The organism is Acinetobacter sp. H1(2024), assembly GCF_046557555.1.
Taxonomy (GTDB): domain Bacteria; phylum Pseudomonadota; class Gammaproteobacteria; order Pseudomonadales; family Moraxellaceae; genus Acinetobacter; species Acinetobacter seifertii.
Window position 1 is genome coordinate 270,640 of sequence record NZ_JBKGFO010000003.1, and the last position, 14,570, is coordinate 285,209.

A 14,570-nucleotide genomic window follows, 5' to 3' on the forward strand; every position below is an offset into this window, starting at 1 on the left:
ATTTTAGTAGCCGAGTTCTGGAGCAACTTCAACCTGAGGTTTTAAACCTACAAATGGTAAAGGTGCACCTAAAATTTCAGCAATATGCATTGCAGAAGTCACGGCTGACTCTAAAATTGGCAAGCCATCACATGACCATGAACCACAGTAAAATACTTTACGATTTGGTTCTAAATGACGTTGCTGTAACTCTTTGTTTAGAGCAATGGTTTGCGAGTCTACAACTGCACGCGTTAAGGTCACTTTTGAAATGATTTTTTTAGGGTCAATATCAGTCACTGGACGCCAAGTCTGGAATACAGGATTTTTACCTACAAGTGATGGCTCAACCGCATTCATCCAAACCGTAAACTGCTGACGAGTAAACTTACGATCCATCATATAGCTCAGCACTGACCAGTCTTTACGGCGTGGCGGCATGACTGTCGCATCGGTATGAATAACCAAGTCACCTTGCTCAAAACGGAACTGTTTAAGCAGGTTCATATCTTCTGCAAACTGTTCAGGGTTTAAGAACTCTTCAATCTTAGATGTTGGTGTCGCCACAATAACGCGGTCATATGTGCCCTTATCGCCTTGCGCATTTTCAACCAGTACTTTTTCGCCTTGTTGCTCAACTTTCTTAATTGCCGAACCACTATGGATATCAATGCCTTTAATCAAGCTGTCTACAAATGCAGGTGTACCGCCTTTCATACGCAATAGCATGTCGCCATCAGTTAAATGACGCAAAAACTCAAGAAGGTTTTTTGCAGGCCAGTCACCAATTGTTTTTGGGTTACATGTACAAATGGTATAGAGCACTGGCATCACTACACCGTGCCAGAATACTTCTTCTATGTCGTTCTGATTAATAAATTCAGCGAGAGTAATATCTTGATTTTTAGATTTGAAAAACTGGTGGATCGCAGTTTTTAATTGCAACATCCCTTTCACAAGACGCCAGCCATACTGCTGGATGCCTTTACGGTTATTGATAATCGGGAAATTACCAATACGGCTACGAGATGTGGTTAACCATGTTTCAGTACGATCTTCAAATAACCAGCTACAAGACATATAGGTACGAACTGGGAAAGTTTTAATACCTAAGTGTGCAGCAAGGCTGAGTGTATTTTTCCATAGATGCGGGTTCATAACACGCAATGGCGCATCAATAATCCCACCATCGAACTCAATGCTATGGCTATCCATTCCCCGGCCAGGAAGTGCTTCAAATATCGTGATTGTATGTCCTGCATCTTTCAGAATTCTTGCTGCTGCAAGTCCTGCCATTCCACTACCAATAATTGCGATATCCAAAATGATGTCCCATTTTTCGAGAATTTTTTTGATTATCACTCATACCTAAAAAAAACACCGTATTAAAAACTACCAGATTTTTATTTTTTACATGAATTTATACAGAAAAATTTTCTCTGATGAATGCAAATTTATTTATAAAACTTTACAAAAGAAAATAAGTCGATAAAACTTTATATTTTTTAAAAATTTAAAAAAAATTCTTTTAAATAAAATGAGATAATTTAACTAAATTTATATCAAATATTTTACAAAACACTCTTTTTGCGATATCATGCCACCACAACAATGAGAACCAAGTCACATAAAACAATGCCCAAACAATAATGATATCTATCATAAAAATAGAAACTTTACAGCGAAAAAGCCCGCTATTCACACTTGATAGCGGGCTTTTTATTACTTTGCTTGAATAGCTAATTAAGCTCAAATAAACAATTTATGCTTCTTGCATGAGAGAACCAAATTTTCCACGATTAAAATCATTAATCGCTTCCATAATCTCGGCTTTGGTATTCATCACAAATGGGCCATAACCTTCGATTGGTTCATTGAGTGGTTGGCCAGTCAACACTAGGAATTTAGTGTCTTCTTCGGCATTTAAACTAAACTCAACACCTTCACGAGATAAAATTGCAACGGTTTTACCTTCAAGACGGTTTGTATCATTAATGACCACTGCACCATCTAACACAACAACAAGTGTAGTATGTCCTTCAGGCACATAAAGGGTGTGTTTTTGGCCTTTGACTAACTTACCATCCCATACGTTTAATGGGCTAAAGGTCGTTGCGGCACCTTTTGAATCTGCATATTCACCCGCAATCACACGTAAATGACTACCGTGCTCATCTAACGCGATGTCTGGAATCTCTTTCGCTTCAATTGCTTGGTATTTTCCAGGGGTCATTTTTGAATGAGCAGGTAAATTTACCCACAATTGCACCATTTCAAACAGACCACCATGCTCTGCAAATTCAGGAGAATGGAACTCTTCATGTAACACACCTGCACCTGCAGTCATCCATTGTACGTCACCCGTTTTAATGGTTCCGCCGCCGCCACTTGAGTCTTTGTGTGTAACTTCACCTTGATAGGCAATCGTCACGGTTTCAAAGCCACGGTGAGGATGCGACCCGACACCTTGTTGTTCGGTGGTTGGTGAGAAGTTATAAGGCGCTGCATAATCCAGTAACAAAAATGGGCTTAGGGTTTGGCCTAAACGGTCATAAGAGAACAGGTTATATACAGGGAAACCATCACCAACCCAATGCATGTGGTTATTTTGATATGCACCAAGAAATTTCTTCATCTGATCTCTCCTATATATGTAGGATTTTCTTGAACTGAGATTGATTTTACGCCTCAATAATTGCAGTTTATAGATCAGGTTTAGCAACACATTATTTCATATATGAGACAATCTTAAAGTTTGAGGTACGCTTCAAAAGATCGTCCTATTTTTAAAATTCTTAATCCTATTTTTTAGACTTAATCACGACAACAAACTCAACTAGCATAATTTTAGGCACTAACGACCTACTTAATAATTTTTAATTATTCATTTTGATAACATGAGGATATAAAAATGGCTCAAGATTACGTCCGTTTAGACAAGGATAATGCTGCGGTTCTTTTAGTTGACCATCAAGCTGGTTTACTTTCTTTAGTTCGAGATATCGAACCAGATAAATTTAAAAATAACGTATTAGCGCTTGCAGACGCAGCAAAATATTTTAACTTACCGACTATTTTAACGACCAGTTTTGAAAATGGTCCAAACGGTCCTTTAGTTCCAGAATTAAAAGAACTTTTCCCAGATGCACCATTTATTCCACGCCCTGGTCAAATCAACGCTTGGGACAATGAAGACTTCGTAAAAGAAGTTAAAGCGACAGGCAAAAAACAACTCATTATTGCAGGTGTGGTCACTGAAGTTTGTGTGGCATTCCCTGCTTTATCTGCACTCGCTGAAGGCTTTGAAGTGTTTGTGATTACTGATGCTTCTGGTACTTTCAATGAATTAACACGTGATGCTGCTTGGGACCGTATGTCAAAAGCAGGTGCTCAGCTGATGACTTGGTTTGGCATGGCATGTGAGTTACACCGTGACTGGCGTAATGACGTAGAAGGCTTAGGTGCTCTCTTCTCAAATCATATTCCTGATTACCGCAACCTAATGACAAGCTATAGTTTTAATACATCGCAAAAATAAGCTGAATTGACAAGATTAGAGTGCTTAAGCGCTCTAATCTTAAATTTAAATGGATTGATCGGACATTGATAAGCTCTTTTGATGATTTTTATTATTTCTATTTAGTCGTAAAACACGGCGGCTTTAGTGCAGCCAGTGAAGCTGAAAATATTAGTAAGTCCAAACTCAGCCGACGCATTATTGACCTTGAAAATAAATTTAACGTTAGCCTCATTCAAAGAACAACTCGCCATTTTAAAGTGACCGATTTAGGCCAAGAGTTCTACGAAGAATGCTGCAAAGTTATTGCCCAAGTTGAATGTGCAGAAAACGTTTTGTTAAAGCAAAAAAGTGAGCCTCAAGGAGTAGTAAAAGTCAGCTGTCCACCTTTAATGATGCATTTTCAAATTAGAAAAATTTTAAATCAGTTTTTAAAAACTTATCCTAAAGTTGAAATATCGCTTGAGCTGACCAGCCGTCGAGTAGATATTTTGCATGATGACATCGACCTCGCGATTCGGACCAATTTTGAACCGAATGAAGATTCGAATTTAATTGTTCGGGATGTAATTAAAACCGACCACTGTCTAGTGGCTTCGCCTGAATTACTACAAGGCCGTACCATTGAGCATTATTCTGAATTACAAGACTTTCCAAGTATTAGCTTAGGTACTCAAAAGCAAAATTATATTTGGCATTTATGCAATATTCGAAATGGTGAATCAGTTGATGTGCCTTATCAACCACGAATCAAAAGTAATGACTTGGCAGGTGTTTACTATGCCGTGATGGACGGTTTAGGCATTGCCGATCTTCCCTTTTTAACTGTCGAATCTGAAATTCGTAAAGGCACACTTGTGCATATTCTTCCTGACTGGAAGTCGAATATTGGCATGCTACAACTGGTTTATGTGTCTAGAAAAGGCCAACGTCTGGTGGTCGAAAAACTCATTGAAACTCTGATTGAAGAACTCAGGCGTTTACCCGAAAGCCATGAAGGGTATTTGCCGACTTAAATAAAAAAACCGGTCATGAATGGGCATGACCGGTTTTTTGTGAAACATCACATACAGCATAACTGCATGTTTTCGTTCAGAACAAAACGAACCCGCTTTGTTCCTTACTCAGATAAGTCTACGCAGAGGTATTTCATTTCGACATATTCTTCGATGCCGAATTTTGAACCTTCACGACCTAGACCTGATTGTTTTACGCCACCAAACGGAGCAACTTCATTTGAAATTGCGCCTGTGTTAATGCCGACCATACCGTACTCAAGTGCTTCACCCACTCGCCATTGACGAGCTGTGCTTTGAGTAAATAAATAAGCAGCTAAACCAAACTCGGTATCGTTCGCCATTGCCACTGCTTCATCTTCAGTTTTAAAGCGGAATAGCGGTGCAAGCGGACCAAAGGTTTCTTCTTTAGACACTTTCATGTCTTGCGTTACACCAGTTAAAACTGTTGGTTCAAAGAATGTGCCACCAAGTGCCGAACGCTGACCACCAATACGAACGGTTGCACCTTTCTCAGTTGCATCTGCAATATGAGACTGAACTTTTGCAATCGCATCTTCATCAATTAAAGGTCCTTGAGTTGAACCTTCTTGACGACCATCGCCAACTTTCAGCTTAGACACAGCTTCAACCAAACGGTCTGCCAGCGCATCGTAAATACCGTCTTGAACATAAATACGGTTAGCACAAACACAAGTCTGACCGCTGTTACGATATTTACTTGCCATGATGCCCTGAACAGCTTGTTCAAGATTGGCATCGTCAAATACCACAACTGGTGCATTACCACCGAGTTCAAGTGAAAGCTTTTTAATAGTTGGCGCACATTGTTGCATCAAGATACGACCCACTTGGGTTGAACCTGTGAAGCTTAACTTACGAACAATATCGCTTTCGCATAGTGTTTTGCCTACTTCAACCGCATCACCACTAATGTTAATTAAAACATCGGCTGGTAAGCCTGCCTGTAAAGCCAATACTTCAAGTGCATAAGCAGTTAACGGTGTTTGCTCTGCTGGTTTAACCAACATTGAACAACCCGCAGCAATCGCTGGCCCTGCTTTACGCGTAATCATGGCAGCTGGGAAGTTCCACGGCGTAATTGCAGCAGTAACACCAATTGCTTGTTTAATCACGAGCAGACGTTGATTTGGCAACGTAGATGTTAATACTTCACCATCAATACGGCGAGCTTGCTCAGCAAACCAGCGTATGAACGATGCTGCATAACCAATTTCACCACGTGCTTCTGCCAATGGTTTACCTTGCTCAGCTGTTAAAATTTGAGCTAAATTTTCTTTGTGCTCAAGCATGAGGTTGTACCATGCCAATAACACATCAGCACGAGCCAAGGCAGTTTGCTTTTTCCAAGCAGCCTGCGCTTTTGCTGAACGATTAATTGCGGCTTCAACCCCTGCGCGGTCATAGGTTTTTACCCATGCCAAAGTTTCCCCCGTAGCAGCATCATTCACCTCGATATAGTCATTTGATGCAGGTGCTTCTAATGCAATATCAGGATGTTTTAATAAATACTGCAAATTATTTTGAATCATGCAGATTGCTCCATTGCTTTTGCACTACCTGCTTTGAGTGTCGCAAAACCTTGTTTCAAAATACCAAGACCTTGACGGAATTGCTCAGCAGGAATGGTTAATGGATATAAGAAACGAATTACATTACCGTATTTACCACAAGTAAGAAGTAACAACCCGTTTTCCATTGCATAGTTTTGTACAACTTTTGCTTGTTCAGCCGTTTCAAGTTCTACTGCAACCATTGAACCTAAAGCACGAATATCAGTTACGACATCGCCTGTTGCTTGTTGAATATCTTTAAGGGTAGCAACCAACTCTGCACCTAATTCATTTGCACGGTCGCATAAGTTTTCTTCTTCAATCGCATCAATTACCGCGTGCGCAGCAGCAACTGCAATCGGGCTACCTGCGTAAGTACCGCCTAGACCACCTGGGTTTGGTGCATCCATGACTTCTGCACGGCCTACAACACCCGAAATAGGGAAACCACCGCCCAAGCTTTTCGCCATCGTGATGAGGTCTGCTTTAGTCTCGTAATAGTTCATTGCAAACAATTTACCAGTACGGGCAAAACCTGATTGCACTTCGTCAGCCACAAGTAAAATGCCGTGCTTATCGCAAATTGCGCGTAAACGTTTTAAGAACTCAGCTGGTACCACATTGAAACCGCCTTCACCTTGTACTGGCTCAAGTACGATTGCCGCAACATCATGTGGTGCAATATCTTCACTGAAAATATCTTCAACGCTTTCAATTGCTGCGTCTACTGAAATACCTTTAGCAGGTACAGGGTAACGTGCGTGGAATACACCCGCTGGCATTACACCAAAGTCACGTTTGTAAGGTGCGGTTTTACCTGTCATTGCCATAGTCATAAATGAACGACCGTGGAAACCGTTACCAAAAGTAATAATGCCGTGACGACCTGTATAAGAGCGAGCAATCTTCACCGCATTTTCAACAGCTTCTGCACCTGTAGTGAAAAAAGCTGACTTCGCAGGACCAGCAATTGGCGCACGCTCATTAATACGTTCAGCCAAAGCTACATAGCTTTCATAAGGTGTTACTTGATAGGCAGTGTGCGTAAATTTAGTAAGTTGCTCAGTTACTGCTGCAATCACTTTAGGGTGGCGATGGCCTGTATTTAAAACCGCGATACCACCAGCAAAGTCGATAAATTGGTTGCCTTCCTTGTCCCAAAGCGTGGCATTTTCAGCTTTTTCCGCATACCACTGACACATCACGCCTACGCCACGTGGAGTTGCTTGCTGTTTACGTGCGTTAAGTGCAGAATGTTGATTATCCATTTGATTCCCTCATATTTTCATCATCAGTTGCAGCTTTGGTTTCTTGCATCCTGTGCTTAATTTTCAGGGTGCTTTACAACGACTGCCTATGCATGTAATTTCGCTCGTCTGACGCCAACTGACGAGAGCCACTTTTTAACTGTAGGAGAGAGCCAATTGCGTAGTTTACTTGGAGATCATTTGCTACAACGACTCCAACAGGACACTGAAGGGAAACTACATCAACGCCTTTTCCGTTGCCTGCGTGGTGCCATTATTGATGGAGTCATCCAGCCTAAGACTCGTCTACCTGCGTCACGTGACTTAGCCAGTGAAATTCATGTTTCTAGAAATACAGTGCTTACTGCCTATGAACAGCTACAAGCTGAAGGCTACTTAGAAGCCCGTACAGGTCATGGCACATGGGTTGCCGAAAAATTACCAGAGAGTTTTTTAAATACTCAAAATAAGAAAAAAGCGGTTTCAAGCCCGAAAGTTCAAAGCTCTTATGCCCTTTCGCAGCGTGGTTCTAACTTATTAGGCTATGCAGCAGCGTCGCCACACCAATGGGGAGCTTTTGTGCCGGGAGCGCCCGATGTAACAGAGTTTCCACATCATATTTTTAGTCGTATTCAAGCACGCCTAAGCCGCGAACCTGACATTAACCGCCTGATTTATAGCAACGCTGGTGGCTGTATCGAGCTTCGAAGTGCGTTGGCAGATTACTTACGTGTTGCACGTTCGGTTCAGTGCGATGCAGACCAGATTATTATTACCGAAGGCATTCACCAAGCGATTGATTTAGTCTCGCGTGCACTGAGTGATATTGGTGATCGAATCTGGCTTGAAGATCCAGCTTACTGGGGAATGCGTAATACCTTACGAATTAATGGCCTCGATATTCAACCGATGCCTGTCGATGCTGAAGGTATTATTCCTGAAGAAAATCCGGCAAAGCCGCCTAAACTCATTTTTGTCACACCATCACATCAATATCCGCTAGGTTCACATTTAAGCCTAGATCGACGACGCAAACTGATTGAAATTGCACGCCAGCATAATAGCTGGATTGTCGAAGATGACTATGACAGTGAGTTTCGTTTTTCAGGTCAACCGTATCCGTCTTTACAAGGCTTAGAAAATGATGCGCCTGTGCTGTACATGGGCACGTTTAGTAAAACCATTTACCCCTCTTTAAGAATTGGTTATTTGGTCGTACCCAAACCACTTTTTTCACCATTACGAATTGTGGCAGCCGAGCTTTACCGTGGGGGCCATTTGCTTGAGCAAAAAGCCTTAGCTGAATTTATTCGTGAAGGCCATTACGAAGCGCATATTCGCCGTATGCGCCTACTCTATGGCAAGCGCCGCGACTACTTGGTGAGCTTAATTCAACGCTACCTTGGCCCCGAATTTATTCATGAATATGATGAAGCCGCAGGGTTACATCTGGTTTTAAAACTTCCAAACGCTTGCGATGATGTTGCGATTGCGGCGACTGCGCTTGAACGTGGTGTTAAAGTTCGACCACTGTCTCAGTACTACATGCAGTCGCATGCACATGCCGAACGTGGCCTGCTTATGGGCTTTGCCTGTGTAAATGAAAAAGATATGGTGATGGCTTTTGGTGTCTTGCTTCAATGCTTACGTGAAGCAGGTGTACCTACGCTAAATTAACTATTCTCTCGTATCAAAACAAACAAAAAGAGCCTCGCAGTGAGGCTCTTTTTTATTTAAAAAATTAAACTAACTTTTCTTCATGGCTATGAGTTAAATGAGTCGCTCTACGCTCTTTCCCCCATCCCAGTTTTTCAGATAGCAAACCGAAGAACACAATAATGCCGAATAGAGCTGTAGTGTAAATCACTTCTTTAAAATAGGTGCCTTCAATCAACATGGTAAGAATTGCACCAATAATTGCAAAGATCACCAGGTAAGTTAAGTAAGGGAACATCCACATTTTAAAGTCAATTTTCACGCCTTCAGCTTCTAATTTTTTACGCATACGAAGCTGAGAATAAGCAATGGTTAAGTACACATATAGTGTTGCTGCACCTGTTGTTAGCATGAAAAAGTCATACACATCCATACTCTTGGTTGCAGTTAAAACCACGGCAATTACAGAGAAGAAGCATGACACAATCACGCCCACCCACGGACTACTTTTACTGTTTACAGAGCCAAAGCTTTTCGGTGCATCACCACGTTTAGATAAAGAGAACAACATACGTGAACACGTATAAAGCGCTGAGTTAAAGCAACTACATACCGAGGTTAGAACCACAAAATTCACAATATGACGCGCGCCCGGAATACCAAGCGCAGACAACGTAACGCTATAGGTTCCCCAAGTAGAATCTTTCAAAAGTTCATTGTTGTGAGGAATTAAACATACCGCCACAAACATTGAACCGACGTAGAATAAAATAATTCGCCAAACCACTGAGTTCGAAGCCTTACGAATTTCTTTAGATGGGTTTGCAGACTCTGCCGCTGCTACAGTCACAATTTCAGCGCCAATATAGGCAAACATGACCCCAAGTAAGGCGGTAATAACGGATGAACCACCATTAGGCATAAAACCTTGAGAGGTTAGATTACTGATACCAGATGCAGCTGGATTACCCCAAGGCCACAAATGCATGATGGCTAAGCTACCAATCACCAAGAAGATCACAATCGCAATGACTTTGATGAGAGCGAACCAGAACTCGAATTCACCATAGTTCTTTACGTTCTGCAAATTGACTGCAACCAGTGCACCAATGACGACAGTCATATAGACCCAGATCGGTATAAACGGGAACCAGTTATTTAAAATTTTACCTGCCACATAAGCTTCCCACCCCATGAGCATTGCCAGCGTACACCAGTACAACCACCCAATTGAGAAACCTGCCCAACGGCCGATTGCGCGGTCCGCATAAGTTGAAAAAGAGCCACTGTCGGGGTTTAAAACGGCCATCTCGCCTAGCATACGCATGATGAACCAAACGAGTAGTCCACCTAAAGCATAGGTTAAGAAAACCACAGGACCTGTGTTGTAGATGATACTGCCTGAGCCAACAAAGAGAGAGCCACCAATAACCCCTGCTATCGAGATCATGGTTAAGTGGCGTGATTTAAGTCCATGTTTTAAACTTTGGGAGTGATTGGCTTCAGAACCATTTTGATGAGCTGCCATATCATTTTCCTTAATATATGGAGGATATCGGCTAGACTCGGAAATCCTCCGAAGCCAAAAAATATCCCCTAAAAATTTAGCCGTTTTGCTCAATTCCTAAAACAGAAAATTCACTGAGCTTATCCGGCGCTTCCGTATGCATACTTCCAATGGCTTTAATTTGTCGTTTCGGCACTCAAGAAACGAGAGCCATTTTTGTAATAAAAGAGAGAGCCAATTGCAAAATTTATACGCAAAATTGGCCCTTTTTATATTGGATGAGGGTAAGTAATTTTTAGTTTTTATTTTAATGAGCTTGAAATTCTTTAGTTTTGTTCAGAAATTAATAACGCCTTTGTTCCTGTTTCTAAGGCTCTAAATATATGCTTTTGATCGGCTGGATAACAAATATAGTCTCCGATGCCAAGCTCAACTGCCTCATCAATTAAACCCACTAAAGCTTTGCCTTCGACCACAATAATGTGCTCCACAGAACCAACTGGATGAGGTTCTGAAAGACGGTCTTCACCCGGCTCCACAATCAATAAATATACATCACGGCGCGCATGCGGTGGACAAGTCGCCAACAAAATTGCTTTGTAATTGGCAATCTCAGAGCTGACTGTTGGCCCATCGCCACAGCGAATGACTTGCACTTGATTACTTGGTTCTTCCATCAGGCGTGCAAATGGAATATTAAGCGCCACACAAAGTGCCCATAAAGTTTCAATACTGGGGTTACCTTGCCCTGCCTCTAACTGCGAAAGTGTAGATTTGGCAACACCTGCACGGCGAGCAACTTCTGCCAATGAAAGCCCTGCTCTTTGGCGTTCACGCGTTAAACCTTTGGCAATAATTTCAATTGGCTGAGACATTCACCGCACCCGTTCTATAAAAAAAACGATCGTTCGTTTTGACAAAACAATCAGACTTATTCATTATAATGGAAAATCGTTCGCTATATCATACTATGTCCACATACGCTCTTATTAAGAAACTTAGTAAAGACACCACTCGCTCGATTTTCTTTGTCTGTCTAGCAACCAGTGTTGTCGGTATGTCTTTAGGTTCACTCGCTGCAAGCTATGGCTTAGCACTCTGGATTCCGCTTTGCCTATCTGTCTTTGTGCTTGCAGGAACTGCTGAATTTATTTTTATTGGATTCTTGGCTGTAGGTGGTAGCCCAATTGCGGCTGCGATTGCAGGACTACTCGTCAATTTAAGGCATCTGCCTTTTGGTATTGCGGTCAATGAACTAATCCGAGGTAAATTCTCTCGATATTTCGGGGCTCATATCATGAACGATGAGAGCGTTTTGTTTGGTATGGCACAGCCTGATTTTGAAACAAAAAAGGCTGCTTACTGGCTATGTGGTATATGCATTATGCTGACTTGGCCCCTCGGTGTCACGGCTGGCTATTTTATTGGAAGTGCTATTCCAGACCCGAAAACATTTGGCTTAGATGCAATTTTCCCTGCCATTTTAATTGCACTTACTTTTAATGCTTTAAAGAATAAATCTACACGAAAAGCTGCATTTGCCGGATCAACTTTAGCACTGATGACTACACCATTTTTAGCCTCAGGGCTTCCAATTCTGATTTCGCTTTTTGGCTTGATATGGGGTAGAAAGAAATGAGTCAACAGTTACTTATTATTGTAGGAATAACTCTACTTGCACTTGGAACGTACAGTATTCGTTTTGCTGGCTTTCACTTAGGTGCCAAGTTTTCATTTTCTGAAAAATACCAAGTTTTACTCTCAAATGGCGCAACCGTTTTGCTCTGTGCGATTGCTGTGACCACTACATTTTTTGAAGGCCAACATTTCGCAGGTTTCGCGCGTATATTTGGGGTGACACTAGCACTGTTCTTGGTTTGGAAAAAAGTTCCTCTGTTATTGGTGATTTGTTTGGCCGCTGTTGGCACGGCACTTCTACGTTTGCTGGGAATTGAATAATAAAAAAGGCGAGATAAACTCGCCTTTTTTGCAACTTTGATTAGAACGGTAAATCGTCGTCTAAATCAGCTGGTGCAGACGCTGGTTGTTGCGGCGCTTTAGGAGCAAATCCACCACCTTGCGGGCTGTTTCCACCATTACCAAAACCACCTTGGCCACCATAACCACCGCCATTGTTTTGACCGTAGCCGCCACCTTGGTTGTTATTATTTTGATAACCGCCACCTTGTTGAGGGGCGTTAAAGCGTGGTTGATTAAAATCATTACCGCCAGCGAAACCTTGTTCACCTTGTTGACGAGCATCTAACATTTGCATCTGGTCGCCACGGATTTCTGTCGTATAACGCTCTTGGCCATTTTGATCTGTCCATTGACGTGTACGTAATGAACCTTCAATGTAAACCTTAGAACCTTTACGTAAAAACTGCTGAGCAATTTCCCCTAAACGGTTATGCAAAACAATACGGTGCCATTCTGTTTGTTCTTTACGTTCACCTGTATTTTTATCAGTCCAAGATTCACTTGTCGCGATCGAAAATTGGGTCAACGAGCCCCCATTTGGAAAAGTTTTTGTTTCAGGATCACGACCCAAAGTACCAACCAAAATAACCTTATTTACACCACGCATTAGCTGTCTTCATCCTATAATTTCTATGTTTTACTTTATAAGAGTTATGCTTAAATGGCTACCTCTTTACCAAACAACTGCGTTAAATCACGTCGTGCAGCATCATCAAGAGTCTGTTTATCGACTTTAATATAAGCAACCTGCTGGTCAGGCATCACCACAACTTCTTCAATACCACGAATTGCCAATAGCTGTGTGGTCCACTCATTCACCTGTTGCACTTGCGGTAATGGCAACACAATAGATGACAGATACCGCGGCTGAGCTAAACCAAAACTAATTAGCAGCCATATTATAGCAATCCCTGCTAAGACACTCCATCCAATCGCAGTATTATGTAACATCAATAATTGACCACCTAGCGTGCCGCCAAAAAAAGCACCTAAGAACTGGCTACTGGCATTTACACCCATGGCAGTAGCTTTTGACTGGATTGGAGCTGACTTTGATAACCAAGATGGTAATAAAGCTTCCATTACATTAAAGGCAATAAAGAAAATACCTAAGCCTGCGAGCAAGACATATTTAGACTGATAACCAAATATGAGAAGCAGCAACCCCACAATAATGCCTGTAATTGCCGTTAAGAAAATGCCTCGCATTTTGCGATATTTTTCAGCGATGATAATGCTTGGAAATGCAAAAAATAAACTAATCACCAACAGTGGCAAATACACCAAGCCGTGGCTCGCCAGAGGAATATGCGCAAACTCGATCAGCTGTGAAGGCACATAAATAAACATGGCTGTCAGCAATAAATGCAATGCAAAAACCGAAACGTGTAAACGGTTTAAATCACCCATTTGAATGACTTGCTTAAGCTGCGCCATATAGCCTTGCTGATAATTACGATGATGGCGGGTCACTTTAGGTACAAGCAATAGCATCGAAATCGCGATTAAACCCATAATGGTCGTGACAAAGAATAGACCAGAAATACCGACAAGACTTGTGAGCCAAGGCCCAAGGCTAAACGCGACAACAAAAGATAAACCAATACTCATGCCCATAGCAGCCATGGCTTTAGTACGCTGCTCTTCGCGCGTCACATCAGCTAAAAGTGCCATGACCACTGCTGAAACCGCACCAGCACCGGCTATGGCACGGCCAATAATGACGCCATAAATCGTGTCAGATAAACCCGCAATTGCACCACCAATAGCAAACAGCAATAAGCCAAAGACAACAAGCGGTTTACGGCTAAAACGGTCAGCGAGTAAGCTAAATGGAATTTGTAAAATCGCCTGACTTAGACCATATACACCTACGGCCAAACCAATAAGTGCCGGAGTCGCATATTGATATGACTGCCCGACTACAGAGAAGACAGGAATAATCATGAACAAACCCAACATGCGTAGCGCAAAAATACTACTTAAAGCAAAAGTTGAGCGGCGTTCCAAAGCATTCATCATATCAATACACGTTATCAAACTAGGCAAATTATAAGCCGATTCGTTTCTAAAAATACGGGAGAGATGATTTAA

At 41.8% G+C, this 14,570-nt stretch carries 13 protein-coding genes; 5 read left to right on the forward strand and 8 right to left on the reverse strand.

Translation table 11 applies throughout. The features are described from left to right. Positions 1 to 3: 3 nt before the first annotated feature. Both ACLCEG_RS10900 and ACLCEG_RS10905 read right to left on the reverse strand, forming a co-directional pair. Complete coding sequence (locus tag ACLCEG_RS10900) at positions 4 to 1,302, reverse strand: FAD-dependent oxidoreductase (protein WP_031944959.1); 1,299 nt, start codon at positions 1,300 to 1,302, stop codon at positions 4 to 6. A gap of 439 nt (positions 1,303 to 1,741) precedes the next feature. Next, positions 1,742 to 2,614 (reverse strand): pirin family protein, encoded by an 873-nt coding sequence (locus ACLCEG_RS10905; RefSeq protein ID WP_004705040.1) that lies wholly within the window; start codon positions 2,612 to 2,614, stop codon positions 1,742 to 1,744. Between the two features lie 276 nt (positions 2,615 to 2,890). On the opposite strand from ACLCEG_RS10905, the gene ycaC reads away from it, so the two are divergent. Continuing rightward, complete coding sequence (gene ycaC / locus ACLCEG_RS10910; protein ID WP_198071945.1) at positions 2,891 to 3,517, forward strand: isochorismate family cysteine hydrolase YcaC; 627 nt, start codon at positions 2,891 to 2,893, stop codon at positions 3,515 to 3,517. A 20-nt stretch (positions 3,518 to 3,537) separates the two neighbouring features. Beyond that, positions 3,538 to 4,512 (forward strand): LysR substrate-binding domain-containing protein, encoded by a 975-nt coding sequence (locus ACLCEG_RS10915; RefSeq protein ID WP_134262569.1) that lies wholly within the window; start codon positions 3,538 to 3,540, stop codon positions 4,510 to 4,512. 104 nt (positions 4,513 to 4,616) lie between these two features. Here the strand turns inward: ACLCEG_RS10915 and ACLCEG_RS10920 are convergent, their stop codons facing one another. After that, positions 4,617 to 6,065: an NAD-dependent succinate-semialdehyde dehydrogenase gene (locus ACLCEG_RS10920; protein WP_410567496.1), complete on the reverse strand. Its 1,449-nt coding sequence runs from the start codon at positions 6,063 to 6,065 to the stop codon at positions 4,617 to 4,619. Beyond that, on the reverse strand, positions 6,062 to 7,354 hold the full coding sequence (gabT, locus tag ACLCEG_RS10925; protein WP_410567498.1) for a 4-aminobutyrate--2-oxoglutarate transaminase: 1,293 nt from the start codon (positions 7,352 to 7,354) through the stop codon (positions 6,062 to 6,064). Before gabT ends, ACLCEG_RS10920 begins: the two co-directional genes overlap by 4 nt. Positions 7,355 to 7,510: 156 nt before the next feature. On the opposite strand from gabT, the gene ACLCEG_RS10930 reads away from it, so the two are divergent. Beyond that, positions 7,511 to 9,010, forward strand: coding sequence for a PLP-dependent aminotransferase family protein (locus tag ACLCEG_RS10930; protein WP_039252289.1), 1,500 nt, complete (start codon positions 7,511 to 7,513; stop codon positions 9,008 to 9,010). Positions 9,011 to 9,074: 64 nt separating this feature from the next. Here the strand turns inward: ACLCEG_RS10930 and ACLCEG_RS10935 are convergent, their stop codons facing one another. Together ACLCEG_RS10935 and ACLCEG_RS10940 are read right to left on the reverse strand one after the other, a co-directional pair. Continuing rightward, the gene (locus ACLCEG_RS10935; RefSeq protein ID WP_100192347.1) at positions 9,075 to 10,517 is read right to left on the reverse strand and encodes an amino acid permease; all 1,443 of its coding nucleotides are present in this window, start codon (positions 10,515 to 10,517) and stop codon (positions 9,075 to 9,077) included. 305 nt (positions 10,518 to 10,822) lie between these two features. After that, positions 10,823 to 11,371, reverse strand: coding sequence for a helix-turn-helix domain-containing protein (locus ACLCEG_RS10940; protein ID WP_240287556.1), 549 nt, complete (start codon positions 11,369 to 11,371; stop codon positions 10,823 to 10,825). A gap of 68 nt (positions 11,372 to 11,439) precedes the next feature. Here ACLCEG_RS10940 and ACLCEG_RS10945 point away from each other — a divergent pair, with 68 nt between their 5' ends. Both ACLCEG_RS10945 and ACLCEG_RS10950 read left to right on the forward strand, forming a co-directional pair. Further along, positions 11,440 to 12,135 (forward strand): AzlC family ABC transporter permease, encoded by a 696-nt coding sequence (locus tag ACLCEG_RS10945; RefSeq protein ID WP_191107294.1) that lies wholly within the window; start codon positions 11,440 to 11,442, stop codon positions 12,133 to 12,135. Beyond that, positions 12,132 to 12,455, forward strand: coding sequence for an AzlD domain-containing protein (locus tag ACLCEG_RS10950; RefSeq protein WP_410567501.1), 324 nt, complete (start codon positions 12,132 to 12,134; stop codon positions 12,453 to 12,455). The genes ACLCEG_RS10945 and ACLCEG_RS10950 overlap by 4 nt, the downstream gene beginning before the upstream one ends. A 40-nt stretch (positions 12,456 to 12,495) precedes the next feature. Here ACLCEG_RS10950 and ssb read toward each other — a convergent pair whose 3' ends face one another. Both ssb and ACLCEG_RS10960 read right to left on the reverse strand, forming a co-directional pair. Continuing rightward, entirely contained in the window at positions 12,496 to 13,083 is a 588-nt protein-coding gene (gene ssb, locus ACLCEG_RS10955) for a single-stranded DNA-binding protein (protein WP_004705007.1), read from the reverse strand. 50 nt (positions 13,084 to 13,133) lie between these two features. Next, positions 13,134 to 14,498 carry an MFS transporter gene (locus ACLCEG_RS10960; RefSeq protein ID WP_004705005.1) on the reverse strand — a complete coding sequence of 455 codons (1,365 nt, stop codon included), beginning with the start codon at positions 14,496 to 14,498 and terminating at the stop codon, positions 13,134 to 13,136. Between the last annotated feature and the right edge of the window lie 72 nt (positions 14,499 to 14,570).